We start from the raw sequence: 25,429 nt of genomic DNA on the forward strand, positions 1-25,429 counted from the left end.
GCTGTTGATCAACGGAGTTAGTCGTTGATCGGATCGCAGGAATATGAATTCATGATCACGTACTGGATCCTCGGTGAAAGGGACGCTCTTAATGGCTCGGGTCAAAAACTGTTTTGTTATCCCGGGCACATTCGATGAGGCGGGTTTTACTAAATCTTTGAAAGAATTGGCATTGCGGTTCGAGGCCGCTGAACCTGCTGGAAATTTTGATATTCTGGATTGTCATGACCAATCCCTCAGGGCATCTAGCAAGGTTTTGATCCAAACCGATGGGTCATTGTTTTTGTTGCGCGGCGGAACAGCCAAAATCCAGCAGTGCAAGGGTAAGGGCAAGTTCGTGCAGGATTTGCCTGACGGATCCGTCAAAGCGGGTCTAGCGGGCTTTCCTAAGTTGCGCGCGTTGATGAGCGTCGGAGCGGGCAGAGCCAAGCACCGATCATTTGCCATTCTAGGTGACCTGCAAAAGACAAAAGTACGTGGCACGATGATGTTGATGTCCTCGGATCAGGGGCAGGTAACAGTTGTAGCCGTTCAACACATGCGCGGATATGACCGGGCGTATAAGACTGTTTGTGAAAAGCTGACTAAGTTGGAGGCCGGCAAAAGCAAGGCGAAGCCATTGTTCGACTGGTTGTTTCCCGACGCGACCATATACAGGGCCAAGCCCGAAATCCGCGTTAGTAAACAAGAGCCATCAATCGAGGTCGCCACCGACATCATTCGCACCTATCTGGCGGTCGCGCGCCAGAATGAGGCGGGCGTGATCGATGATATCGATACTGAATTTCTGCATGACTACCGCGTTTCTCTGCGCCGAGTTCGATCTGTGATCAGCCTGTTCAAGGGGGTGCTATCGCCTGAACAAACCGCTGCATTGAAGCGCGAGTTTTCCGGTCTGATGGAACCCACAGGCCGAGCGCGGGATTTGGACGTCTATCTGTTGGAAAAAGACAGTTACTTCAATCTGATACCGCCGAACCTTCATGAAGGTGCCGTGGCCATGTTTGCGCAATTCGAAAAGGAACGCAGCCAGGCACTTGGCCGTCTGTCCCGGCGCTTTCGAACGCAGAGCTATGACAATCAGATGAAAAAGTTGACCGAGCTTTTCGCTGATCCGACAAACCTGCAGCTTGGCCCAAATGCAGATCGGCCTGCCTACGAATACGCGCGCGCCCTGATCTGGAAGCGATATCGCAAAACCTGCAAACTGGCGCGCGGCATTACGCCAAACACGCCTGACGAAGCTGTGCATAATCTGCGGATCGACTGCAAAAAACTGCGTTATCTAATGGAGTTCTTTGCGCCTTTGTTCGACGCAAAAGCATTTAAAACGATCATCAAGCCATTGAAAAAGCTGCAGGATAATCTAGGCCTGTTCAATGATTTCTCAGTCCAACAAGAGGCGCTTCTGAGTTTTGTGAAACAGCACACCAATAAGCAAGGCCGCGCTGATGCGCAGTTGGCCTTGTCCGTGGGCGGGGTGATTTCTGTTCTAGATCAGCGCCAAATGGCGGAACGTGACCGTGTCATCGCAAGTTTCATGCATTTCGACAGCCCGGACATCCGGCACCTGTTCCGCAGTTTGTTTCATCAAAAGGAGGGCTGAGAAGTGAAGATCATTGCCTGTTACAGCAACAAGGGCGGTGTGGGTAAAACCGCGACCTCGGTCAATCTGGCCCATGCTTACGCGGCAGCGGGGCACAGTGTTTTGCTATGCGACCTGGATCCGCAAGGGGCGTCTGGGTTTTATCTGCGCGTCAAACCATCCAAAAAGCTGACAGATGCGCGGTTTTTTGACGATGTCGCGCGCTTTACCAAGTCCATTCGAGCCAGCGATTTCGAAGGGCTGGACGTGCTGCCAGCAAATATGACCTTCCGGGATTTTGATGTCTTCCTGTCGCGGATGCGGAACACGCGGTCGCGGCTGAAAAAAGCGCTGATCTCTGCGGGCAGCGATTATGAGGTGATCATTCTGGATTGCCCGCCCAACTTTTCGACCCTGTCGGAAAACATCTTCAAAGCGGCCGATCAGATCGTGGTTCCGGTCATCCCGACGACTCTGTCTGAACGGTCTTTCGATCAGTTGGTTGGGTTTTTTGATGCCAACAAGTTGTCGAAGAAGAAGCTGACGGCATTCTTTTCCATGGTGCAACAGCGCAAGACCCTGCACCTTGAGACTATGGATGCGATGCGAAAGCTCTATCGCAAGCGGTTCCTGCGCAGCTCAATCCCGTTTGCGGCGGATATCGAACGGATGGGGCAGAACCGTGCGCCAGTCAGTGAATTCGCCCCGCGCAGCGCCGCCAGTTTGGCATATCAAAAGCTGTATGATGAGATGGAAAACGGAGTGGTTTCAAAGCGATGAGCACCGAAATTGAACGCAAGTTTCTGGTGGCGGAACTGCCCGATCTGAGCGGCGCGGATAGGGCCGTCGTACGTCAAGGCTATCTGACTGCACCAAGCGATTCCACGGAACTGCGTCTGCGGCAGAAGAATGACGGGTACTTTTTAACGCTCAAAGGGGCGGGCTCCTTGGTGCGGGTGGAACGCGAGGCCGAGATCACGGCCTCGCAATTCGAAACCTTCTGGCCGGAAACCGAAGGACGTCGGGTTGAGAAAGAACGCTATACCGGAAAAATGCCAGACGGTCGGGTGTTTGAGCTGGACATCTTTCTGGGAAACCTCGCGCCGCTGCGGCTGGTCGAGGTGGAGTTCGACACAGAGGCCGAGGCGCAGGCATACACGCCGCCCGACTGGTTCGGAACAGATGTGACGGCAGATAAACGTTATAAAAACAAGATGATGGCGATCAAGGGTGTGCCAATCTAGGGCTTACGCGCCAGTTTGATTGTTGCCTCAAGGCCCGGGTCGCAATTGCGGGCCTCGAATGCGCCCTGATGCATGTGTGAAATCGCCGCGACCAGCGCCAGACCCAGCCCTGAGTTGCGCTCGGTCCTTGCGGGATCGAGCGTCACAAAGGGCACCTGCAGGCGTGGCAAATCCTCTTCAGGGACACCCGGGCCCCGATCACGTACGCTCAGGCAGGTGTATGGACCGCTTTCTGACAGGGTGATCGTGATCGCCGTCTTTTCCGGGGCATAACGCATGGCGTTTTCCAACAAGTTCGATAGAGCTTGCGACAGAAGCGGGCGGTGCCCCTGAACAGGTTGCGCGGTGCCGACGACCTCAAGCGAGATGCCCTGATCGGCGGCAACCGGGTCGTACAACTCGACGACGTCACCGATCAGTTGCTGCAAGTCCACGGGTTCGAACTGTTCCCGCCCAACACCAGCCTCGGCGCGTGAGATTTCAGTCAGCTGCCCAAGAACGCGCAGCACGTGGTCGATTTCGGCCGCAGCGCGGGCCACGTCGACCTCGCGGTCCAGATCACTTTTGGACGGGTCAGACAGCGACTCGACCCTTTGGCGCAGACGGGACAGGGGGGATCGCAAGTCATGCGCGATTGAATTTGAGGTTGTGCGCAGATTGCTGATCAGTTCCTCAATCCGGTCCAACATGGTGTTCAAGGTTCCGGCCACCTGATCCAGCTCATCGCCAGTGCCGCGCAAAGGCATCCGCCGGGACAGGTCGCCAGACACGATGTTTTCGGCCGTGCTCGCAATATCGGACAGGCGGGTGAACACCAGCCGCGTGAAAAGCCAGCCTGTCAGAAGGCTTAGCGCTAGTGCAATCGCAAGGGCCAAGCCAACCGCGCGCAACAGCGCCCTGTCGAATTGTTGCCGTGCAAGGGCATCACGACCAACCAGCAGGCGTTCACCACCGGGCAAGCGTACCGAGGCGGCCGAGATTGGTACCAATTGGTCGTTATCGGCGCGGCGTAGTTCCAGATCGACCCAGCCACTGCCTGCTGTGACGTCCGCAGGCCAGTGCTTGAGGTTTCCGGCCAGCTTTACACCGAACCGGTCAGTCAAAAGATACAGCGCATCCCGCTCGGACGCGGTTGGAATCCTGCGTTCAATGGCTTGCAACAGCCCGAACAGGCCGCGCCGTTCATATTCATCGGCCAGACCGGTCAATTCGGCGGATACCACCGAGCGCGTTTCGCCCTCGATACTGCGATTGGCGGTGAAGTATACAAGCCCCAGTACAATTGCCGTCAGCAATGTGCTGAGGGCCATGCTGGCAAGGACGAGGCGGGTACGGGAATTATTGAACGAAAGTCGCAAGTTATCCATCGGATATCATGTAACCCGCACCTCGAACCGTTTCAATCAATGGCTGCCTGTCGCCTTCATCCAGCTGGCGGCGCAGCTTTGATATATGGACGTCGACCACATTGGTATTCGGGTCGAAATGATAATCCCAGACACCTTCCAGCAGCATTGTGCGCGATACAACGCGGTTCTTGCGGCGCAGAAAGAATTCAAGGATCTGGAACTCACGCGGGGTCAGGGAAATCTCTTGCCCGTCGCGGGTGACCTTGCGTGTCAGCAGGTCCATCTCAAGATCGCGGCAGGTCAGCGTCGCGGTTTCCTCGGATTCCTGCGGGCGTCGCAACAGGGCTTCGATCCGCGCATGCAGTTCTTGGAACGAAAACGGTTTGACCAGATAGTCATCCGCACCCGAACGTAAGCCCTTGACCCGTTCGTCAACCGCACTCATCGCGGTCAGCATCAGGGTAGGGGTCTTGACCCCGGCCGCCCGCAAAGACCGGATTAGCGAAAGGCCATCAAGACCTGGAAGCATCCGGTCCAGCACAATGGCGTCAAACCCACCATCCGTGGCGTGGTACAAACCCTCGCGCCCGTCTGCGGCCTGCTCGACCACATAACCTTCCTCGCCAAAGCCCTTGGCGATGAACTCACGAGTGTCCTCGTCATCTTCGACGATCAGCAGGCGACGGCTCATATTTTGCGTTCCTTTCTAGCGGGATTTAAACACAAAAATCCGGCAAAGCACATGATTTGCTTAAATTACGTGCCGGGTGCGTTGCAGCGCACCCGGCAGTCTCAGCGGAATGCGGACAATTCAATCCGCCGAGGAGGCGTACGCCAGAAATCCCCATCAAATGGCGCACGCGGACTTCGGATCAGGCGATTTCTACCGCCACGAAGATTTGGTTTCCGCCACGGTTGATCAGCACCAGCGCAGGATCAGTCTTTTCGCTGTCCAGCGCGGCCTTCAGCGCATCGGGTGAGGCGGTTTCTTGGCCGCCCAGTTTCACGATCACGTCGCCGCGTTGCAGGCCGGCCTTGGCAGCAGGGCTGTCTGGCTTCAGATCAGTGACGACCACACCGTCGACATTCTCAGCAACGCCCATCTGAGCACGGTTGCTGTCGGTCAGCGGTGCGACGGTCACGCCCAATGCAGTGCCCGAGATACCTTCGTCCACGGATTTGTCGATCTCAGCCGAGGCGCTTTGATGCTGACCGATTGTCAGTTCAATCTGCTGTTCCTTGCCATCGCGCAGAACGGTCATGACGCTGTCGGTACCAACTTTGGTTGTGCCCACAAGGATCGGCAATTCACTGCTGGAGTCGACGGATTCGTCGTTGAAGGTAAGGATGACATCACCTTGCTCAAGCACGCCCTCGGCCGGGCTGCCTGCGACGACATCCGACACCAGCGCGCCGGTTGAGGCGTCGATACCCATCGCTGCTGCGATCTCGGGGCTGACATTCTGGATCGAAACACCCAGCCAGCCGCGGCTGACCTGGCCGTCATCGCGCAGATCGGCCGCGATATGTTCAACGATGTTCGAGGTCACGGCAAAGCCAAGACCAACCGAACCGCCGGTAGGAGAGTAGATGGCCGAGTTCACGCCAATCACTTCGCCTTCCATGTTGAACAGCGGACCGCCCGAATTGCCTTTGTTGATGGCTGCATCGGTCTGAATGAATTCAGCGTAAGGTCCGGCCGAGATGTTGCGGCCCTTGGCCGAAACGATACCGGTGGTTACGGTCGAATGCAGGCCAAACGGGTTGCCGATGGCCACGACATCTTCACCTACGCGGATAACGTCGCTGTCACCAATCTTGACGGCCTGCAACGCTTCGCCAGCGTCGATCTTCAGAACGGCGATATCGGTCAGCGGGTCGGTGCCCACGATCTCGGCCTCGAAACTACGATCGTCGCTCAGACGGACGGTCACGGTCGATGCATTGTCGACAACATGGTGGTTGGTGATGATGTAACCGGCTTCGTCCAATACAAAACCCGACCCCAGACCTTGGGATGGTCCGCGCTGCGGTGCCTGAAAGCCCTCAGGCGCGCCGAAGCGCTTGAAGAACTCACCAAAGGGGTGGTCTTCCAAATCAAAATTCTGTCCTTGTCCCGGCGCTTGTACGGGTACGATGTCTTGTTCCGCGATGATGGTCACCACCGACGGCGACACGCCTTCGACCAGATCGGCCAGGGCTTCGTCGGCCAGTGAGGGCAGGGCTGTCGTGGCCAACAGCGCTGCACCAAGGGCGGATGCGCCAACCAAGCCAGTAGCGCGTGGCAAAAGCAGTGAGGATTTACGGATGCTCATTTTAGTCTCCTGTTTATATCGCGCGATTGCAGGCGCGCGTTAACCGAGGAGATGAGGCATCAGTCTGTGAGTTTCCTGTGCTCAGGATTAAGATATCTTAATTTAGCCACAAACAGGTCGTTGTATATCGACGGTCCGCAGGGAAGCGTAGCGAATCGCTAGTCGCGAATCAGCAATTGTTGCCAATTTGAAAGTCAAATCCTGAATAATCCTGAATTGATTCAGTTTTGGTAACAAAGGATCACTGAAGGGCCTTGGCGAAAAATCGCTCATCTCTTGGTTGTGGCTCGTTTTTGCAACCTGAACAGATCAAAAGCGTATGCTACCGATAAGCTGTATATATGCTCAATAAAGAATATACATAACGTCCGATGTGACCTAAGGCGTGCAGTTGATTGATCGTCTATAGGTAGATCCCGCTTCGGCGGGATGTTGCGCAAAAACCATTCCGAGACGCCAAAAATTAACCGTTCTTTCCAATTTTACATTGTTTGGGCGCACCGTTTGGGTGACGATGAACTTGCCCAAGCGAAGGGGGAGCCGAAGGCACTAGGGGGTGCCAACGGCTTGTCACAGTCACTGGAAACGCTGAGCGGCATGTTAACGAGGGGGTCTTGTTTAGGTTCAGCGGCGGAATAGCCAGGGTGCCATAGGCATTTTTGGCAGCGTTTTCAGGATTGGTGAAAAGTGGTAGTCCTGTTTTGGGCAAGCGGCCTGGTCGGTATCGACCGGGCCGTTTCTATACTGGCAGGCCGGTTATGTGGCCTTCCCGGCCCGCCAGCGTGCCCAATCCTCGGGAGTGTCCAGATCCAACAGGGCGTTTTGACCGGGTAGTGGTTGAAGATGCACTGCATTCTTATGCGCCTGCACAACGGACTGCGCGCCCTCATCGCCTGTAAGTTGCCTGAGCTCTTTGAACAGCGGACGAGCAAACACAACCGGATGGCCGGGCTTTCCTGTGGCTGTCGCCCCACGCCAGATCAAGAAATTTGGATATTCTTGGACAGAATCTGCGACCTGCTTCAGGTCACCAACTGTGATTTCCGGCAAATCTGCCAGTAAAACCATGACAGCCCCGGCATCGGCGGGCACATGCGCAAGAGCACCGCGCAAACTGGCGTTCATGCCCTCATCAGCGTCGGGTATTTCAACTGCAACAACATCCATACCTTTCAAGGCGTCCTGGCGAGGATGCGGAGCAGGCGGAAGCGCAACTATCACCGGGCCTACCTGCAACGCTGTTTGTGCGGATCGCCGTAGCAGTGGCATGCCATCGACGCTTTGCATCAGCTTGTCCGTGCCAGCCATGCGGCGGGATTGCCCGGCGGCCAGAAGGATAATGGGAATGTCTGTCATACCTTCACATAGCCGCCGTAGCCGTCTTTTGTCATCCCCGCATACGTTCACCGTCCCCGTCGAACAGTGGGGTTGAGATCACGCGCGCCTTGCGCATCTGGCCCAGTATCTCAATCTCGACCTCCAAACCGTCACGTATACGGTCCGAGGGAAGGAAACCCATAGCGATGGATTTGCCAGCGTAATGGGAATACCCGCCCGAGGTGCAGAATCCGACGACCGCACCATCCAGCCAGATCGGCTCATAGGCATTCACGTCAGCGTCGTCAGCATCCACTTCGAACGAGACCAGCTTGCGCGCCGTTCCTTCGGTCCGTTCCAGTTCAGCCGCAGTCCGACCGATGAAGTTCGTGTTCTTGGTGAAGGCGATAAAGCGATCCAGCCCGGTTTCCGCGGCAGAGTAGTCGGGTGAGAACTCGTTCATCCAAGACCCAAAGAACTTGTCCAACCGCAGGCTCATCATCGCGCGCATGCCAAAGGGCACCATGTCGTGGGGCTGACCGGCCTGCCAAAGGGTCCACCACAATTGCCGTTGGGCCATCGGATCACAGTAGATTTCGTACCCCAGATCGCCCGTGTAGCTGACCCTTTGAACGGTGCAGTCGGTCATACCGATGGTCATGCGGCGAACATCAAGGAACCTGAGGTTCGAGATGTTCGTGCGGGTACAGGCCGCCAAAACCGTGGCCGCCTTTGGTCCGGCGATCTGAAAGCCGTTCAGACGGTCGCTGATGTTTTCAATTGCAATACCATCGTCCTGATGCTGCAGGAACCACCGCATATGGAAGGCCTGGCTGCCGTATGACGCGGTCAGTTGGAATTCGGTCTCAGCCAGACAGGAAACGGTGAAATCCCCGATCAGCTTGCCTTTGGGCGACAGCATTGGTGTCAGCGACAGGCGCCCAGGCTTTGGAATGCGGCCAGCCATGATGCGGTCCAGCCAGTCGCGCGCACCCGGGCCGGTGATGCGATACTTGCCGAAATTGTGGACCTCGTTGATGCCGACACCATTGCGCACAGCGCGCACCTCGCGCCCAGTCGCCTCGAAGGCATCCGAGCGTCGGAATGAGGGCGTCTCAAAGCCCGGTTCGTCACCCTGCGCAAAATAGTTCGCAACCTCCAGCCCGTATTGCTGACCCCAAACCGCGCCCAGATCGCTGAATATGTCGTACATCGGGGTGGTCCGGTTCGGACGCGCGGCCGGCAGTTCTTCGTTGGGGTAGGCGACACTAAAGCGTTTCTGATAGTTCTCGATCACCTTCGGGCGCGTATAGCCAGGCCCGATCCAGTCGCCGAAGCGGGCGACATCCATGGCGAACACATCGCGTTCGGGCTCTCCTTCGATCATCCATTGCGCCAGCGTCAGGCCAACACCGCCACCCTGACTGAACCCGGCCATCACGCCACAGGCGGACCAGTAGTTGCGCATGCCCGGCACCGGCCCGACCAGCGGGTTGCCATCGGGCGCAAAGGTAAACGGTCCATGGATTACCGATTTGACACCAGCCTCGGCCAGAACGGGGAAGCGTTTGTAGGCGAATTCGATACTGTCGGTGATCTTGTCATAATCGTCAGGCAGCAATTCGTGGCCGAACTCCCACGGTGTGCCATCGACAGCCCAGGGTTTGCAGGGCTGTTCATAGAACCCAATACACAGCCCGCGCCCTTCCTGCCGCAGATAGCTTTCTCCGGCGGGATCCATCACATGCGGATGCTCGCCGCCAGCGTCGATGATCGCCTCGATCTGAGAGATCGAGTCTGTCACCAGATACTGGTGTTCCATCGGGTGTAGGGGGAAATAGACGCCCGCCATCGCGCCAACCTCGCGCGCCCAAAGGCCACCGGCATTGACGATGTGTTCGGCATGGATCGTACCCTTGTCGGTGACCACATCCCATGTTCCATCGGTGCGCTGGATGGTTTCGCGCACCATGCAGTGCGTTTCGATCGTAGCGCCTCCAATCCGGGCCGCTTTGGCGTAGGCATGGGTGGTCCCCGACGGATCAAGATGACCGTCCAACGGATCATAAAGCGCGCCGATGATCCCGTCGGTGTTGGTGATAGGAGCGATCTTTTTGATCTCATCCGGACCAACGATTTCCGTCTCCAACCCCATGAACCGATGCTTGGCGCGTTCCGCCAGCAACATGTCGAACCGATCCTGGTTATCTGCCAGCGTCACTCCGCCCACATGATGCAGACCGCAGGACATGCCGGTAATCTCTTCCAGCTCTTTATACAGCCGGATCGTATATCCCTGCAGCGCCGCCATGTTGGTGTCGCCGTTCAGGGTGTGAAACCCGCCCGCCGCGTGCCAGGTCGACCCGCTGGTCAGCTCGGAGCGTTCCAACAGCATCACGTCCGTCCACCCCAGCTTGGTCAGGTGATAGAGTACGGAGCATCCAACGACTCCGCCGCCGATGACTGCAACTTGGGTTGTGAGTTTCATGCACGTCTCCTGATGCCTATGCCGTCAGTCTCAATAGGAAAGCTGCCTTTGCAATAGCTTCAGCGACGGAAAGTGTCGCGGAAGGCGATCCGGGTTCACCGCTTTCTGGCGACCCCAAACAGGAAGGGTACGGTGGTTGTCCAAAAGAAAACCGGCGTTCGGATCAGAACGCCGGTGGCTTCTTGCAGTTTTTTGGGTTGTTCTCAGAGAGGTCGAACCTTCAATTCGGTGATCCGGTTGCCTTGACGTTTTGTCACCTCAAAGCGGAAGCCGTGAAAGGAAAAGACCTGACCGACGGTTGGGATCATCTGCGCTTCGTGAATGACCAGACCGGCAATGGTATTTGCCTCAACGTCGGGCAGGGACCAATCCATCGCGCGGTTGGCGTCGCGGATCGTGGTGGCCCCTTCGACCAGAAACTGCCCATCTTCGGTTCGGGTCACGGATACGTCTTCGTCGATGTCGAACTCGTCCGCGATCTCGCCCACGATTTCCTCGAGGATATCCTCAAGCGTGATCAGCCCGCGCAGCGAACCGTATTCATCCACCACCAGCGCAAAGTGGCTGTGCATCCGCAGGAATTCGCGCATCTGATCGTCCAGAGTGGTGGTTTCCGGAACAAAATAGGGGTCGTTCGCGACCTTGAGGATGTCGAATTCTTTCAGTCGGTTATCAGCGTTCTCACTGCCGTCGGCATGGGCGTACATCGCACGGAACAGGTCCTTGGCGTGGACGACACCAACGATGTTTTCCTGTTCGTCGCGAAACACGGGCAGGCGGGTGTGGCTGCTTTTCAGACATTGCTGAAGGATGGCCTCGGGCGAGGCGTCTGCATCGATCATCTCGATATTCGAGCGGTGCAACATGATCTCTTCAACCGTACGATCGCCCAGATCCAGCGCGCCAAGGATACGGTCGCGGTCTTCCTTTTCGACCACGCCTTCGGAATGTCCAAGCTGCAACGCTCCGGCGATTTCCTCGCGCACGGCCAGAATGTTGCTGTCCGGGTCGATCTGGACGCCGAACAGGCGCAGAACACCGCGTACCAGCAGGCGCACGGCTGCAACGATGGGTGAAAACACCGTCACGACGACACCGATGATCGGTGCCACGGCAGCGGCCGCCTTTTCCGAATTGGTGATCGCGTAGGTCTTGGGAAGAACCTCGGCAAAGATCAGGACCAGTAGGGTCATCACCAGCGTTGCCAGCGCAACGCCGCTTTCACCGAACAGCCGGGTGAACAACGCAGTCGCCAGCGACGCGGCAAGGATGTTGACAAGGTTGTTGCCCAACAGGACCGAGCCGATCAGCCGTTCGTTGTCGTCCGTGATTTCCAGCGCCTTTTGCGCGCCGCGTGAACCCTTGTCAGCCTGTACACGCAGCTTTCCGCGCGATGATGCGGTCAATGCCGTTTCAGAACCCGAGAAAAAGCCCGACAGGATAAGCAAAAGCAGGATGGCGCCTGTGGTAAACCAGAATGCGCCGTCGATCAGAGAAGCAGAAGAGGGTTCCATCGGTCCTTGGTTGTTCGTGATACTGCATCCGTTATGGGGGTGCGTATGCTGTGGATCAAGGGGTTAGCCGTCGTCATCGCCGTCTTTCGCCAGCGGGTGATGCTGCAACACAAGCTCTGACAGGCGTTCGTCCAAGACATGGGTGTAGATTTCCGTGGTCGCCACGTCGGCATGGCCCAGCAGGGTCTGGATCGACCTCAGATCAGCGCCATTGGCAAGAAGATGCGTGGCAAAGGCATGGCGCAGGGTGTGTGGTGTCACTTTTTCCGGCGAAACGCCACCTTCTACGGCCAGTTCCTTGACCAGCAGGAAAAACCTGTGCCGGGTCAGAAAGCCGGATTTGCCGCGAGACGGAAACAGGAACTTGGAACGCTGAGCACCGTCTGCAACCTGCTTGTCCTCGGTCTCGTCCCTGACAAGCAACCACGCCGCCAACGCATCGCGCGCCGGAGGGGACAGAGGCACCATCCGTTCCTTGCCACCTTTGCCCAGCACAAGCAGCATCCGGGGGTCACCTCTGGCCGAGGAGACCGGCAGCGAAACCAATTCAGTTACCCGCATTCCCGTGGCGTACAGAACCTCCATCAGGCAGGTGTTGCGCACCCGTTCTGCATCCTTGCGACCGGTGCGGCGCGCGGCCTCAAGCAAACGATCGACTTCGGCGACATCCAATGTTTTGGGCAGCCGTTTTTGCCGACCGGGGCCTTTGATCTGAATGGCGGGGTTAGCTTCAAGCCAACCTTCTTCAAAGGCGAACCGAAACAGTTGCTTGATCGCTGACAACCGACGTGCGCGCGTGGAACGGGACAGGCCCTGTACGTCGCAGTCTATCAGGTAATGTTCGATTTGTTCTCTTTGTGTGTCGGGAAAACCCGTCTTTCGACGTTCCAGCCAGGCCGAGAATTCTTTCAGATCGCGGCCATAGGCTAGCAGCGTATTGGTCGCGGCCCCCAATTCGGCGGCCTGAGCTTGCAAAAAGGTGGAAATCCACAAGTCCTGCGTCGCCGGGGCCGCCACGATCAGCGGTCCTGCAGGATCAGCAAGTTCAGTGCGGCGCGGCGGGCGGTGTCCTCAAGGCCCACCCGGCGCAGCGTCGCAATGGCTGCTGTCAGATCGACTAGGTTGCCGCGCGACCCGTGCGCGAACCGTTGCATGGTCTCTAAGATCGCTTCACCTAGCTGATCGTTGTTTAGCATCGTTTCGATATTCGGCGGGACCGGAGCAGCCCATGCAAACCCTTGCGCAACCGCATCCGCCAGAGGCGAAGGAGAGCGCGCGCGCCCCGGATCTCCTTGCGCTAACGCCGCCAGAAAGTGATTTTCGTCGGATTGACCGGGCACAGAAAGGGCCGCTGTTTCATACAGTTCGGACAACAGCAGGATACGCCAGCGCAGCTGTTCCGCCGACGGATCCGTCAGCTCTATCTGCGACAGGCGTTCTGCGAACAATTCTGCAAAGGGTACCTCTAATCCGATCAGGCGCATTTGCGTCCACACAGTATTTAAAGCTCGGGCGATTTTGTCGGGATTGCGCGAATCCAGTGCAGACTCGAACCGTTGCACGGACGAGACCCTGTCCCAAACTGCGCCGGACGCGGCCGGAGAGCGCTCGGTATACAGACCCAGCAACTGGTTGGGGGTCAGCGCGCCGATGCGGGTCAGTCGCTCAGCCGCTTCGATCTGCGCTTTCCACCCCGCTACGTCCCGCAGGTCGGCATTCGCAAAGGCACGGGGCAGAGGGGCCGATGGCAGGCGTTCCCCGATCGCCTCAAACAGGCGAAAGGTCAGTGGGCTGGGATCATCTGGTTGCGGAAGGTATTCGGCTTCTTCAAACAACTCGGGGCTGAGAAAGCGATCCAGCACATCCAGCTCATCTGGTGGCAATATCTGCAATGCGTGCGCTGCTTCCAGCGTTAGGGCGGCTGATGGCCAGTCTCCGCGTCGGGCCTTGCAGAAAATCTGTGCGGCGTAGTCCTGCGACAGGTGTGGCTTCGCGATCAGCGACGTACAGCTGCGATCCTCGTCCCCGGTGAGCAGGGTGGCGTCAAACCAGCGCTGGAACCTTTCGCGTGTGTCGGTCGGACCGGCCAATTGGACCAGCGATTGCGCCGGGTCGGCTGCACCAAGTTGCATCAACCGGTCGATGCGGGCGAGCAGCAGGGTTTCTTCAGCACCCGAACCAGCTGGTGCGCGAGCCTCTGACAGGATCAGAGTAAACAGTAATCGCTGCATGGCGGGGTTATAGCGAACCGGCACATCGGTGATCAGCTCAGCCAGCCGGTCGGCATCACTATTCTGCCAAAGGTGCACCGGCAGGCCGGTCACCGACGACGACACAAGCCCCAACGGCTGTGACAGCGCCTCAAGCGGAGAGACTTGGATATCCGGCTGAATGCCCGTCTCCGTGACCGGTGGTTCCAACAGGACAGTCCCTGGCAGGTTTTCCGGAGGGTCCGTCAGCCAATCGATGACAGAAAGAGGAGCCTGCTGCGCCTGCGCTGATCCAGCCAGCAATAAGGCAGCCAGTGCGGCTTTATTCAACATTCAGGATTACCGGCTCTCGGATCTCGTCTTGCGGGGCCGAGAAATCCACCCCGAATATCGGACCCAAATACGCATATCCCACCAGCCCGACAAAACACAGGCAAACAATATATATCAGGAACTTGATCAGACGGCCCATTGCTCAACGCTGCCCCAATTTTGTCTTTTGCCATAGTTATAGCTGGCATTTTTCGTAAGATCACGTCATTCACGTTGAAATGAGCGAAATTAAGCATAACGCCCACACAGAAGGTACTGATGCGGTCTTTGAACTGCACAAAACCGTCGTTCTTGTTGGCATGATGGGGGCTGGAAAGACGGCTGTGGGCCGTGCTTTGGCCGCAAGGCTGGGTGTTCCCTTCCTCGACAGCGACGCCGAGATCGAATCGGCCGCCAATATGACCATCCCCGAGATATTTGAGCGTGATGGTGAACCGTTCTTTCGCGCCAAGGAAAGTCAGGTCATCGGACGTCTGCTGGACGAGGAAAAAGGCATCCTGTCAACTGGCGGCGGCGCTTTTCTTTCCGATCAGAACCGCCAGATGATCACCGAACGCGGGGTCTCGGTCTGGCTGCGGGCTGACTTGAAGGTGTTGTGGAACAGGGTCAAACATAAGGACACACGGCCTTTGCTGCGCACGGCTGACCCATATGCGACCTTGCGCGCCTTGTATGAAGCCCGCGTCCCGGTTTATGCGCAGGCAGGTCTGACAGTTGAGTCCGATGGCGAAACCTCGATTGAAAATATGGTGGACCGGGTGGTGGAGTCGATGTTGACGCGCCCCGACGTATTGGAACGGAAGTAAATGCACCAAACCGTACATGTAGAGCTGGGCGAACGCTCGTATGACGTGGAAATCGGGCCCGACCTGCTGGCACAATCCGGCACGATGATTGCACCCTTGTTGCACCGGCCCAAGGTCGCCGTTCTGACGGATGAGAACGTGGCCAGGTTGCACCTGAATGCGTTGCGGGATGGCCTGGCAACAGCTGGAATCGAGATGACCTCGCTGGCCTTGCCCGCAGGAGAATCCACCAAAAGCTGGCCGCATTTCGAGCGCGCGGTTGAATGGCTTTTGTCGGAAAAGGTAGAACGCCGCGATGTGGTGATTGCCTTGGGTGGCGGGGTCATCGGTGATCTTGCGGGATTTGCTGCGGCCGTTTTGCGGCGCGGTGTCCGTTTTGTCCAGATACCGACCTCGTTGCTGGCACAGGTGGACAGTTCTGTTGGCGGAAAAACCGGCATCAATGCTCCACAGGGCAAAAACCTGATTGGGGCATTCCATCAGCCGTCTCTGGTTCTGGCGGACACCTCGGTTCTAGGCACCATGACTCAGCGGGATTTCCTGTCGGGCTATGGCGAGGTGGTCAAGTACGGCCTGCTGGGCGATGCAGAGTTCTTTGAATGGCTCGAAAGAAACGGTCCCGACGTTTCGGGTGGCGATATGGCCGCGCGCGTGCGGGCGGTGACACGCTCGGTTCAGATGAAGGCCGACATCGTAGCCCGCGACGAGACTGAGCAGGGCGACCGTGCGCTGCTGAACCTTGGGCACACTTTCTGTCACGCGCTTGAAGCGGCCACCGGGTATTCTGATCGCCTGTTGCACGGCGAGGGTGTCGCTATCGGCTGTGCACTGGCGTTTGAGCTGTCCTCTCGTCTTGGGCTGTGCTCACAGGAGGAACCGAGCCGTGTTCGGGCGCACCTACGTGCAATGGGAATGAAAACCGATCTGGCCGACATTCCCGGAGATCTGCCGGATGCCGAAGCGCTGGTTGACCTGATGGCGCAGGATAAAAAGGTCATCGACGGGCAGTTGCGGTTTATTCTTGCCCGCGGAATCGGGCAGGCGTTCGTCACTTCGGACGCCCCAAGGGACGCTGTGTTGTCCGTGCTTGAAGACGCATTGGCGACGATCTGATCACCGTCCGCGGATCACCATCAGTTCACCGATGTTTTCGCGGGTGATGTAGCCGACCATTGTCCCGGCCTGGGTGCAAACTGCGACGGCGGGAGCACCCTTGTGTAGTTTCCCCAGCACGGTTTCCAGGCCGGTGGTCAATTCAACGCGCGGGATCTCGGTTTCCATGATCGAAGTTGCCAGATCGGACCGAGGTGCCTCTTGCGCCATGGCAGTGAACAGCGTGCCGCGTGCCATAAAGCCCAGCAGGTCTCCATTCGGACCCAACACGGGGAATTCGTGTTGGGTGGTGTGAATGACGGCCTGTGCGGCGGTTGCAAGCGTGTCGGTGGGCGATAGGGCGTGAAACTCGGTAATCATCGCGTCGCGGGCCAGCACCCGCCGCGCGACTGAGCGCATGGCCACATCGTGGCTTTCCGCATTGGCAGCGACGAACACAAAGACGGCGATCAAAACCAGCAGGGGGTTACCAGTGCTCAACCCGAGAAAACCAAACGCCACCGCCACCACCTGACCCGCAAGGGCGGCGATACGTGTGGCTTTTACCCGATCCATCTTCAGACACAAAAGCGCACGGAAAACCCGGCCGCCATCCATGGGGAAGGCCGGGATCATGTTGAATACGGCCAGCAGCAAGTTCACATAGGCCAGCCGGTTCAACAGTCCGGCGCTGGTCGAATCGATCCGGGCCAGAGACTCCAGCGTCATTCCGGCCCCCATGGCCATCAAAACGATCCAGATCACAATATTTACCGCCGGCCCGGCCAGAGCGACCCAGACTTCTTCCATGGGCTTCTCGGGCATCCTTTCGAGCCGGGCAAGCCCGCCGATAGGCAGCAAGGTGATGTCAGGGGTTTTGATGCCGTAGCGCCGCGCCATCAGCGCGTGGCCGAACTCATGCGCGACAACGCAGGCAAACAGGGCCAGAACAAAGACCAGGTTGTCGATCGCGGCGGGCACCCCGCCTTTGGAATAAGCCGCAAAGGCGACCCAGCCCAGTAACAGAAAAAAGGTGACATGGACCCTCAGTTCCGACCCCAGTACCCGGCCGAGTGAGAAGGACCATGTCATGTTTCGTCTCCGTTTGCCTTAGAACGGAATCTCGTCGTCGTCGATTCCGCCGGATGCAGGTGCAGGGGCAGGGGCGCTGGACTGTCCGCCATAGGGGTCGCCATAGCCGCCGCCCGCCTGACCACCGCCATAGCTGCCTGACTGTCCGCCGCCATAACCGCCGCCGCCTCCGCCTTCGCCGCGCGCATCCAGCATCACAAGGGTCGAGCCGAAGCCCTGAAGAACAACCTCAGTCGAATAACGGTCCTGACCAGATTGGTCCTGCCACTTGCGGGTCTGCAATTGCCCTTCGAGATAGACCTTCGAGCCTTTGCGCAGATATTGCTCCGCTACGCGGACAAGCCCTTCGTTGAAGATCGCGACCGAGTGCCACTCGGTGCGCTCACGACGCTCGCCAGTATTGCGGTCTTTCCAGTTTTCGGATGTGGCGATGCGCAGGTTGCATACTTTGCCCCCGTTTTGGAAATTCCTAACTTCAGGATCGCGGCCAAGATTTCCGACCAGAATGACCTTGTTGACTGAACCTGCCATATATTTCCCCGTTCTTGTCTGTGTCGAGAGCGCCCGAATCTGACGCAAAGTTTCTACGCGACCCTATACGGCCTACGTCGTGGTTAAAACACAGTTGATCTGTGCAACGGTCGGCAAGAAATCCCGAAGGTTCTATTTACCACGCTTTCATTTTTGCCTGAAATACCTATACTCGTTAGGGTTCGAGAGCGAGCGGGATTGGCATAAATGCGTTTTTTAGTTGGTTGTTTTTCTGTTCTGTGCCTTGCGCTGGTTTCGGTTCCGGCTGCGGCGGAAACCCTGTCCACCAAAAACCGTAAGGATATTTTCCTCAAACAATCCAAGATTTTAGACTCGCGCGCTGCCACCCAGTACCGCGGCTCTGAACGGTTGAAGCCAAAAACAGCGCAGCCAACTCAAGTCATCAAGCGATATAATGGTAAATATCGCGGCCAATACCTGGCGCTGGCGCGGCAAGCAGCCCGGAAACACAGTGTCCCGGAAGAGTTGTTCTTGCGACTGGTGCAACAGGAAAGCGGATGGAACCCGCACGCGGTGTCTCACAAAGGGGCACTGGGTTTGGCACAGCTGATGCCTGGAACCGCGCGTCTTTTGGGTGTGAACCCGCATGATCCGAAGCAAAATCTGGAAGGCGGGGCCCGTTATTTGTCGTGGCAGTATCGCAAGTTCAAATCCTGGCGGCTGGCGCTGGCGGCTTATAACGCCGGTCCGAAAGCCGTGGAAAAGCACGGCGGCGTGCCACCTTACAAAGAAACCCAGAACTATGTGAAAGTGATCTGGGGCGGCTGATAAACTACCGACCCAAGTCAGAAAAGAACCGGCGCTGTGGCCGGTTCTTTGCGTTTGGGCCGTTACTCGGCCGCGATTTTGATGACCGGCTCCATGCGGGCCAGAACTTCTTCGGACAGATGGCATTTGACCTGGTGTCCGTCCGCCAGGGTTTTTACCGGCGGCACATCTTTCTCGCACAGCCCACCCGGCACTTCGGATTTCCAGCGACAGCGCGTCTGGAAAGGGCACCCCGGGGGCGGGTTCATGGCCGAGGGGATATCACCGTCCAGAACGATATGCGCTTTTTCAACCGACGTATCCGCGATGGGAACAGCACTCAGCAGAGCCTCGGTGTAGGGGTGATAGGGCGGCGAGAACACCTGGTCGGTGGTCCCCAGTTCGACCACATGGCCCAGATACATCACCATCACCCGGTCGCTGAGATAGCGCACAATCGACAGGTCGTGACTGATGAACAGTAAGGTTGTCTTGTGTTCGCGCTGAATCTCCATCAACAGGTCGGTCACCGCCGCTTGTACAGACACATCCAAAGCCGACACAGGTTCGTCCGCAACTACGATCCGCGCATCGCCTGCAAAGGCGCGCGCGATACCGACGCGCTGTTTCTGTCCACCGGACAACTGACGCGGCATCCGATCGGCAAAGGCGCGCGGTAGCTTCACCAGGTCCAACAATTCCAGCATGCGTTGTTTTCGCTCAGCCTCGGAATTGCCGATGCCAAAAATTTCCAGCGCGCGGATGATCTGCCGCCCAACGGTCATCGAGGGGTTCAGAGTGTCAAACGGGTTCTGGAACACCATTTGAACTTCGCCCACGGTTTTGGCATCCCGCTCTTCGATCGGCACATCTTCGATGTTGCGGTTGTCTAGCAGGATTTGTCCATCCGTGGCCGTTTCAAGCCCCATTAGAACTTTGGCAAAGGTGGATTTACCGCAACCGGATTCGCCCACAATCGCCAGCGTCTCAGATTCATGTGCCTCAAAGCTAAGTGTTTCGTTGGCCTTGACCACCTTCTTCTCACCGCCCCCGAACAACGCATTGGCGGCTACTTCATAGTATTTCTTGAGGTTGTCCATTTTCAGGACAACGCGGCCGATTTCACCTTTTTCTTTCTTGTCGGCCAAAGTGATCGGGGCGTTCCAGTCAATCTCCTTGTACTTCAAGCAGCGTGTGTGGTGCCGGTCATTGCCGGGTACAGGCGCCATCAGAATATTCTGCGCGTCGCAGCGGCCTTCTTCGAAATAGTCGCAGCGTGGGCCAAAGTTACAGCCTGACGGGCGTTCGTGGGGCAGGGGAAAGTTCCCGGGAATGGCCACTAGTGGGCGGGCGTTCTTGTCTGCCCCCGGCAACGGGATCGAGCGGAACAGCGCCTGCGTATAGGGGTGCTGCATCTCGTCGAATACATCGTGTATCGAGCCGCGCTCGACTGCCTCACCCGAATACATCACACAAAGCCGGTCACAAGTTTCCAGAACCAGACCAAGGTTGTGCGAGATGAACAGCATCGAGGTGCCGTATTTCTTACCCAAATCCCTGACCAGCTCGACTACGGCGGCCTCAACCGTCACATCCAGTGCGGTTGTCGGTTCATCCAGAATCAACAGCGCCGGCTTCGACATCAGCGCCATCGCGATCACGATACGCTGCTGCTGCCCCCCTGACAGCTGATGGGGGAACGAATTCAGCATCCGCTCGGGGTCGGGCAGGCGTACGTCCGTTACCACTTCCAATGCGCGGGCATAGGCCTCTTCCTTGCCGACTCCCTCGTGGATCATCGGCACTTCCATCAATTGCTTGCCGATCTTCATCGCCGGGTTCAGCGAGGCCATCGGTTCCTGATAGATCATCGCGATCTCATTGCCGCGAATATCGCGCAATTCATCCGCGCTCATCTCGGCCAGATCGCGCCCTTTGAACTTGATCGAACCGCCGACAACCCGCCCGTTCTTGCCAAGGTCCTGCATGACCCCAAGTGCCACAGTGGACTTTCCGCAACCGGATTCTCCGACCAGTCCAACAGCCTCGCCGGGCTGTACGCTGACCGAAAAATCCATCACGGCGGGAATTTCCCGAAGGCGGGTGAAGAAAGAAATCGAAAGTTTGTCGATCTCAAGAATTGGGCCGTCATATTCCGCCAATTTGTTCATCTTGTATCTCCTCGCGAGAGTCCGGGGATCCCCTTCATCTGGCTAAAAATATCCTGGGGGTCCGGGGGCAAAGCCCTCGGTCGCTCTCACATCAGTCCTTCAGGCTTTCTTCGCGCAGGCCATCTGCCAGCAGGTTCAGACCAAGAACCAGCGACAGCAAGGCAAAGGCAGGCGGAAGGGCGGGGTGCAGGTAGATAGAAAGTAGCTTGCGCCCCTCGTTGATCGTAGAGCCCCAATCCGGGCTTTCCGGCGGCAGTCCCAATCCGAAGAAACCCAAGGTTCCCAACAGGATCGTGGTATAGCCGATACGCAGACAGAAATCGACGATCAGCGGACCTCGTGCATTGGGCAGGATCTCCCACAGCATGATGTACCAGGGGCCTTCGCCACGGGTCTGTGCCGCAGCCACGTAATCCCGTGTTTTGATGTCCAGCGCGAGACCGCGCACGATGCGGAACACGGTGGGTGAGTTCACGAAGACAACCGAAACAAACACCACGAGGATACCGCCAGGGATATCGAACAGGTCCAGATAAGTCGGCAAGCCCCAAATGCCGTAATCATCGGTGTTGATGATGTAGCCATCGGTCGAAATCAGCGACAGATACAGCCACAGCGCGATACCCAGAACCCCGATCAACAGCGGAGTGCGGAAATTCGGGCGGGTGTAATACCGCGAGTTCAGCAGAACGCCGATGAACAAGATCGGGAATATGAACAAAACGGCCGCCATATAGTTCGGCACGCCTGTCGCCACGATTTCGGGTGTGACCAGCAGGTAGAACAACAGGATTACCGGGAAAGCCAGGATCAGGTTGGCAAGGAAGGACAGGAACGTGTCCAGACGTCCTCCGTAGTACCCTGCTGGAAGACCCAGAGTGATCCCGACCATAAATGCGAACATGGTCGCAAGCGGTGCGATCTGCACCACGATCCATGCGCCTTTGACCATGCGACTAAAGACGTCGCGGGCAAGGTTGTCGCCGCCCAGAAGGTACCAGGCATACTCGCCGTCTTCAGGGTTTTGCAGGGGCGTTCCGGGCACTTTGTTCTTCATGCCAGAGACCTGACTCAGCGGGTCATGTGTGATGATCAGATCCAGCGCACCGAAGATCCCGGTAAAGACCCAGAACATCACAAGACCAAAGCCGATCATGCCGATGGGGCTGTCGAACAGTTTTCCGTACAGCCCGAGGCGTCGTTTGAAGGCGATCGACATTGCAAATAGGATGATCAGCGACAACCACACAGGCAGAAATTGCTGTGAGATCGCGCCGACGATCCCGGCACTGGTACCCATGAGGATGCCAAGCACGATATACGCCAGCGCAAGGACGACACAGGCGAAAAAGCTGTATCTCAAGGTTGTTTGGGTCAATCCCCGCAGTCCTGTGCCTGAGCTGAGCGTGCCGTCCGCATTCAAGCTCAACGGGGCTTCGGGTAGGACGATGCTGCCGATGATCCAGACGACGATAGATACGACCAACGCAGCCAGCGCGATCATCAAGATAGGGTTTAGAATGGCGATAGAGCCGGTCCAGCTAAGAGGTTCCATGATCTATCTCCCTTACGAAATACGGATGCGCGGGTTGAGGTAGACATAGCCGATATCGGATATCAGCTGCGTCACCAGCACCACAAAGACCGACACGACCGAAATCGCCAGCAAGAGCTGAATGTCGTTGTTGCCCGCCGCCTGTACCAGTGCCCAGCCGAAACCCTTGTAGTTGAATAGGGTTTCAACAATCACCACGCCATTCAGCAGCCATGGGAACTGCAGCATGATAACAGTAAAGGGGGCGATCAGAGCGTTGCGCAGCGCGTGCTTCATAACGATGTTGCCAAAGGAAACACCCTTGAGACGCGCGGTACGGATGTATTGTGCGGTCATCACCTCGGTCATCGAAGCGCGGGTCATCCGGGCGATATAGCCCATCCCGTAAAGCGCAATGGTCAGAACCGGCAGAAAGAAGTTCTCAAAGGTCGGATTGTCCATCGCTTGCGTTGCAGTGCCCTTGAACCATTTCAGGCCCACGGTGGACGAGGTGAAGATCGCGATGAAGATCACGCCTGATACGTATTCCGGCGTCGCCGTCGTGATGATCGAGAAGGTGGAGAGGGACCGGTCAAGCGCTGATCCTTCGCGCATCCCGGCCAATACTCCGACCAGTAGCGCGGATGGCACCATCAGGACCAAAACCCAAAACATCAGATAGCCGGTGTTGCCCAGGCGTTTGCCAACAATGGTGCCGACCTCGTCTTTGAACACGCTGGAATAGCCCCAGTCGCCTTGCAAAACACCGCAATATCTGGAGGTCGTTTCCTCGGTCGACCCCGGTCTGGTACACGTTCCAAGGAACGTGCCGTCATCAAGTGTCTTGGTATAGCCTGGCAAAACCCCCAGCCATTGACCGTATTTGACCAGCGTTGGTTGCAGATAACCGCGATTGTCCAACCAGGTCTCAACCTGTTCGTCGGACATCCGCTGGTTGCCCTGCGTTTTCGCAAGCTTTTCCAGGTTCGGGTAGAGGTTGGTCAGAAAGAAGACCACGAAAGTCAGGCACAATGCAGTAAGAAGCATGACGCCGAACCGTCGGAGGATGAATAGTCCCATGATGGCCCCTGTTGTTCGGGTGTTCCGCAGATCATTGGACCATTGTCTGGCCTCGGACATCCGACCCCGTGTCGGCCTGTCTGCGGCTGGAAAGGGGCGCCCTGTTCAGGCGCCCCCATTAACGTCTGGCAGGTTTTAGGCCGCCCAACCCCATTTATAGTGGTGGTGCTCGAAGGACACGTGCATGTCGGTGCCGACAAGACCGTCCTTCATGTGGCGATACAGCGAACGCCAGTAAGGCTGAATGGTGACGCCTTCTTCCTGGATCATCGCCTCGCCCTTGGCGACCACTTCACGGCGCTTGTCGGCATCCGCGATGGCCAGCGCTTCGGTCAGAAGCGCGTCAAACTCGGCATTTGCCCAGCCGAATTCGTTCCAGGCTTCACCGGTACGATAGGCCAGAGCCCAGATTTGCACGCCCAGTGGACGGTGGTTCCAGTTGGTCGAGCTGTAGGGGTATTTCGCCCAGTCGTTCCAGAACGTGTTGCCCGGCAGAACGGTCCGCTTGACCTTGATACCCGCGTCACGCAGCTGCGCTGCAACCGCGTCGGTGGTGTTCCGGCGCCAGTCATCGTCGATCGAGATCAGCTCGTGCTCGAAATCGATCATTCCGGCTTCTTCCATCAGCGCGCGCGCGCCTTCCGGGTCAACCTTCTGCGGCGGCAGTTCGTAATAGTCCGGGTGGATTGGACCAACATGGTGGTTTTCCGCAGGCGAACCGCGACCGCCGTAACCCAATTCCAGACAGATCGAGTTATCAACCGCCATTTGCAGAGCCTGACGCACACGCTTGTCTTCGTAAGGCTTCTTGCCGTCAATCTCGGCCAACTGGTTCGGGCGGACGACGATGGTGTTCATGGTTACAACTTCGGACTTCACATAGCCGAGGCTGTCCATCACATCGATGAATTCACCAACCGATTCATACAACATGTCGACTTCATCGGATTCCAGCGCGGCCAGCCATGCGGACGGGTCGGTGCCGTAGTCAATGTAGACGATGCTGTCCAGCGCCGGGCGACCAAAGATTTCTTCGCCCCACCAAGTGTGGTTCTCGTTGCGAACGAGGGTGGCTTTCACGCCGACTTCCAATTCCTGCACAAGATATGCGCCGGTGCCCACATTGTTGAGCAGATCGGTTTCACTGAACGAGCTGTGTACAATAGCCGCCGGATAATCTGCCATGCCCGCAATCAGCGAGATGTCAGAAGCTGGCAGGTTCAGTTTGACGGTGTTGGCATCGACAACTTCGATTGCGCCGTCAATGGCCTGACCAGATTCAGGATCGATCAGTGTCGCAAAGCGACCTGCCATCGAGTTGGTTTCCGAACTCTTGTCACACCAGCGCCCAATGTTGCGGGCCACATCTTCCGCGGTGAAGTCGTCACCGTTGTTCCATTTGACGCCCGGGCGGACTTTCAGAGTGTAAACGGTTGCGTCGTCGTTGACTTCCCAGCCCTCCAGCAACATGCCGCGGAACGTACCGTCCGAGTTGTACTCGACCAGATACTCGAGCGTGCCGCGGGTGACGTTCGCGATCTGCGACCAGTCATAGGTGCGTGGGTCTTTCAGGGCGCGCACTTCCTGCTGAACGCGCAGGGTGCCGCCTTCTTTCTTTGCATCTTCTCCGGCCGCTCGCGCCGGGGCAGCCAGTCCGATCATGCCATAGGCTGCGGCGGCGGTGACCCCAAGGCCCGTGGTGCGGGTCAAAAACTCGCGTCGGTTCAGTTTGCCGTCCCGATATTCCTGTGCGTGCATTTCTGCCGCCCAGTGCATCGGTGCTCCGGTCATTGTTTGATTATTCATTAACGTTACTCCCTGTGAGACAGTATTTTTTTGGATGAAGTGGCGAACCGCTCAGGCCGGAATGCTCCGGCCGGCAGGTTCATTGGTCTTCTGATCTCGGATTTCGGACATCCCCATGACCGACATTCGGCACCAGAATTTTGGTGAGGTCAATGTTCGAAATCGTCATTCGAGGTACAAAAACGACATTGACG

The 25,429-nt window shown here is 57.4% G+C and carries 21 protein-coding genes; 6 read left to right on the top strand and 15 right to left on the bottom strand.

The annotated features are described in order from the left end of the window. Window positions 1-91: 91 nt before the first annotated feature. Genes AC2FIO_RS01445 through AC2FIO_RS01455 form a run of 3 tightly spaced genes read left to right on the top strand, consistent with a single transcriptional unit; the run spans window position 92 to window position 2,829 of the window. The gene (locus tag AC2FIO_RS01445) at window positions 92-1,606 is read left to right on the top strand and encodes a CHAD domain-containing protein (protein ID WP_496695196.1); all 1,515 of its coding nucleotides are present in this window, start codon (window positions 92-94) and stop codon (window positions 1,604-1,606) included. A gap of 3 nt (window positions 1,607-1,609) precedes the next feature. After that, window positions 1,610-2,365: a ParA family protein gene (locus AC2FIO_RS01450; protein ID WP_496695197.1), complete on the top strand. Its 756-nt coding sequence runs from the start codon at window positions 1,610-1,612 to the stop codon at window positions 2,363-2,365. After that, window positions 2,362-2,829, top strand: a complete 468-nt coding sequence (locus tag AC2FIO_RS01455; RefSeq protein WP_496695199.1) for a CYTH domain-containing protein — start codon at window positions 2,362-2,364, stop codon at window positions 2,827-2,829. The genes AC2FIO_RS01450 and AC2FIO_RS01455 overlap by 4 nt, the downstream gene beginning before the upstream one ends. Here AC2FIO_RS01455 and AC2FIO_RS01460 read toward each other — a convergent pair. The 9 genes from AC2FIO_RS01460 to AC2FIO_RS01500 form a co-directional block, all read right to left on the bottom strand. Then, window positions 2,826-4,139 (bottom strand): sensor histidine kinase, encoded by a 1,314-nt coding sequence (locus tag AC2FIO_RS01460; RefSeq protein WP_496695201.1) that lies wholly within the window; start codon window positions 4,137-4,139, stop codon window positions 2,826-2,828. The genes AC2FIO_RS01455 and AC2FIO_RS01460 overlap by 4 nt on opposite strands. A 49-nt stretch (window positions 4,140-4,188) precedes the next feature. Next, window positions 4,189-4,869, bottom strand: coding sequence for a response regulator transcription factor (locus AC2FIO_RS01465; protein ID WP_496695203.1), 681 nt, complete (start codon window positions 4,867-4,869; stop codon window positions 4,189-4,191). Window positions 4,870-5,050: 181 nt separating this feature from the next. Next, on the bottom strand, window positions 5,051-6,493 hold the full coding sequence (locus AC2FIO_RS01470; RefSeq protein ID WP_496695205.1) for a Do family serine endopeptidase: 1,443 nt from the start codon (window positions 6,491-6,493) through the stop codon (window positions 5,051-5,053). Window positions 6,494-7,249: 756 nt separating this feature from the next. Further along, window positions 7,250-7,849, bottom strand: coding sequence for a nucleotidyltransferase family protein (locus AC2FIO_RS01475; RefSeq protein WP_496695207.1), 600 nt, complete (start codon window positions 7,847-7,849; stop codon window positions 7,250-7,252). 31 nt (window positions 7,850-7,880) lie between these two features. Continuing rightward, a complete protein-coding gene (locus AC2FIO_RS01480) occupies window positions 7,881-10,298 on the bottom strand; it encodes a GcvT family protein (RefSeq protein WP_496695209.1) in 2,418 nt (805 codons plus the stop codon). A gap of 203 nt (window positions 10,299-10,501) precedes the next feature. Then, window positions 10,502-11,812, bottom strand: coding sequence for an HlyC/CorC family transporter (locus tag AC2FIO_RS01485; RefSeq protein ID WP_058273787.1), 1,311 nt, complete (start codon window positions 11,810-11,812; stop codon window positions 10,502-10,504). Between the two features lie 63 nt (window positions 11,813-11,875). After that, window positions 11,876-12,829, bottom strand: coding sequence for a tyrosine recombinase (locus AC2FIO_RS01490; RefSeq protein ID WP_496695211.1), 954 nt, complete (start codon window positions 12,827-12,829; stop codon window positions 11,876-11,878). Window positions 12,830-12,831: 2 nt separating this feature from the next. Beyond that, a complete protein-coding gene (locus tag AC2FIO_RS01495) occupies window positions 12,832-14,355 on the bottom strand; it encodes a hypothetical protein (protein WP_496695213.1) in 1,524 nt (507 codons plus the stop codon). Then, entirely contained in the window at window positions 14,345-14,494 is a 150-nt protein-coding gene (locus AC2FIO_RS01500) for a hypothetical protein (protein WP_170557697.1), read from the bottom strand. Before AC2FIO_RS01500 ends, AC2FIO_RS01495 begins: the two co-directional genes overlap by 11 nt. A gap of 79 nt (window positions 14,495-14,573) precedes the next feature. Here AC2FIO_RS01500 and AC2FIO_RS01505 point away from each other — a divergent pair, with 79 nt between their 5' ends. Both AC2FIO_RS01505 and aroB read left to right on the top strand, forming a co-directional pair. Next, window positions 14,574-15,161 (top strand): shikimate kinase, encoded by a 588-nt coding sequence (locus AC2FIO_RS01505; protein ID WP_058277741.1) that lies wholly within the window; start codon window positions 14,574-14,576, stop codon window positions 15,159-15,161. Continuing rightward, window positions 15,162-16,274 carry a 3-dehydroquinate synthase gene (gene aroB, locus AC2FIO_RS01510; protein WP_496695216.1) on the top strand — a complete coding sequence of 371 codons (1,113 nt, stop codon included), beginning with the start codon at window positions 15,162-15,164 and terminating at the stop codon, window positions 16,272-16,274. Here aroB and AC2FIO_RS01515 read toward each other — a convergent pair whose 3' ends face one another. Together AC2FIO_RS01515 and ssb are read right to left on the bottom strand one after the other, a co-directional pair. Next, entirely contained in the window at window positions 16,275-17,345 is a 1,071-nt protein-coding gene (locus AC2FIO_RS01515; protein ID WP_496695218.1) for a site-2 protease family protein, read from the bottom strand. An 18-nt stretch (window positions 17,346-17,363) separates the two neighbouring features. Continuing rightward, window positions 17,364-17,876: a single-stranded DNA-binding protein gene (ssb, locus tag AC2FIO_RS01520; protein WP_058273781.1), complete on the bottom strand. Its 513-nt coding sequence runs from the start codon at window positions 17,874-17,876 to the stop codon at window positions 17,364-17,366. Between the two features lie 207 nt (window positions 17,877-18,083). Between ssb and AC2FIO_RS01525 the strand changes: the two genes are divergently transcribed. Further along, window positions 18,084-18,665 carry a lytic transglycosylase domain-containing protein gene (locus tag AC2FIO_RS01525; RefSeq protein ID WP_113788946.1) on the top strand — a complete coding sequence of 194 codons (582 nt, stop codon included), beginning with the start codon at window positions 18,084-18,086 and terminating at the stop codon, window positions 18,663-18,665. A gap of 62 nt (window positions 18,666-18,727) precedes the next feature. On the opposite strand, the gene AC2FIO_RS01530 is transcribed toward AC2FIO_RS01525, so the two are convergent. The 4 genes from AC2FIO_RS01530 to AC2FIO_RS01545 all read right to left on the bottom strand — a co-directional run bounded on the left by AC2FIO_RS01530 (window position 18,728) and on the right by AC2FIO_RS01545 (window position 25,235). After that, on the bottom strand, window positions 18,728-20,815 hold the full coding sequence (locus AC2FIO_RS01530) for a dipeptide ABC transporter ATP-binding protein (RefSeq protein ID WP_496695221.1): 2,088 nt from the start codon (window positions 20,813-20,815) through the stop codon (window positions 18,728-18,730). A gap of 91 nt (window positions 20,816-20,906) precedes the next feature. Next, entirely contained in the window at window positions 20,907-22,370 is a 1,464-nt protein-coding gene (locus AC2FIO_RS01535; protein ID WP_496695223.1) for an ABC transporter permease, read from the bottom strand. A gap of 12 nt (window positions 22,371-22,382) precedes the next feature. Next, entirely contained in the window at window positions 22,383-23,429 is a 1,047-nt protein-coding gene (locus AC2FIO_RS01540; RefSeq protein ID WP_058274233.1) for an ABC transporter permease, read from the bottom strand. Window positions 23,430-23,564: 135 nt separating this feature from the next. After that, window positions 23,565-25,235 (bottom strand): ABC transporter substrate-binding protein, encoded by a 1,671-nt coding sequence (locus tag AC2FIO_RS01545; protein ID WP_282151047.1) that lies wholly within the window; start codon window positions 25,233-25,235, stop codon window positions 23,565-23,567. Window positions 25,236-25,429 lie beyond the last annotated feature (194 nt).

The organism is Ruegeria sp. CDSB086 (assembly GCF_059611065.1).